Below are 1268 nucleotides of genomic sequence, written 5' to 3'. Positions count from 1 at the left end.
CGTGTAGGATACATTGGCATAATACGATTGTGTAATATTTGTAAGCTCCCTTAAATCTGGGGCAGTCTGGATCTGCCTTGCAATAAATGGTTCATAATAATAGGGGTAATACTTCTGCGGATCAATTGCATTATTTGTATTTGTCAAAAGTTCCGGATCGTAGCCATAGAGAATCAAACCGGTTGAACGGCTACGGCTGTCACTCCCCTCATATCCTGCAATGGCATTAATTTCATGGTCTTGTGCTAACACTTCATTATAATTCAGCTGTAGTCTCCCTGTTTTTGATATAGAGCTAACCTCTGTTCTATAAAGTATGCCTCCAAGTGTTACAGGCCGGACAACCATATTATCCACGATGGAGGAGTACTGGTTGATTGTGCTTCTAGTAAAGTAGCTGCTTATCCCATAATCTGCATTAATAGTATTGGTCTCTTTCAGGAACTGGTATCCCCCTGTCAGGTTTAGACCCTTTAATATTTTAAAATTAAAGCCTAAATTTATTTTATACTGGTCTGTTTGCGCCTTGGTGTTTGGATTAAATTCATCTTTAGGCCGGTAGTGCCAATCCAGTAGCTTTCCGTTTCCTGCTGTATCTATGTAGGATGACCGAAGAGTGGTCAGGGTAACAACTGGTAAGGAATTACCTTTATCATCAGCCAAACGGTCGTAAGGGGTATATGGTGTGTAAGTGTCTGATTTACTATAGGTTTTCGCAGAACTGACATTAATACCGCTTGTTATTTCCAGCCTATCCTTTAACAGCGAAAAAGTATTGTTTGCGTTGAAGGTGATGCGGTCAAATTTGTCGGTTACCGAATTAGCCAAATTCTTATCGTAGCCGCCTGATATATAAAAGTGCTGATTTTCATTTCCTCCGCTTAGATTTAGCAGGTACTGTTGGTACTGATGGCCTGTAAGCGTAACGGTTCAGCTGTGAGCGCACATCATAAGCTTTTAAGGCGTCAATTCGTGACGCTGAATCCGCCGCAGTTATTTGGTTGTTTGACCGCTGGATAAAAATCTCTACTGCTGGGGATAGCGGCGTATAATTATAAAGCTGGTCGAAGAAGTAATAATTGTTTTTAAACAGATCCTGTTCAATGTCTATAAAGTCCGATGAAGAAATTTGCGGCCTGTAGTATAAATTAGGTTTACTGCCAACGGTCAATGTTGATGAAAAGCTAATGCTTAGCGGCTGATTTTTTTTCCCCTTCTTTGATGTGAGTACGATAACACCATTACTTGCACGCGTGCCCCAAATGGAC

General features: G+C 40.9%; 2 protein-coding genes. Both read right to left on the bottom strand.

Annotation, left to right across the window (positions count from 1 at the left end; all coding sequences use genetic code 11):
* Nucleotides 1-663 (bottom strand): hypothetical protein (locus tag FMM05_RS20860; RefSeq protein ID WP_221932297.1); only part of this gene is annotated, 663 nt, incomplete at its 3' end.
* 205 nt (nucleotides 664-868) lie between these two features.
* Nucleotides 869-1268: hypothetical protein (locus FMM05_RS21085; protein WP_221932296.1), on the bottom strand; the 400-nt coding region annotated here is incomplete at its 5' end.

This window comes from Flavobacterium zepuense (assembly GCF_007097145.1).
GTDB lineage: Bacteria > Bacteroidota > Bacteroidia > Flavobacteriales > Flavobacteriaceae > Flavobacterium > Flavobacterium zepuense.
Note: the sequence above shows the minus strand (reverse complement) of the source record. Positions and strands in the feature narration are given on the sequence as shown.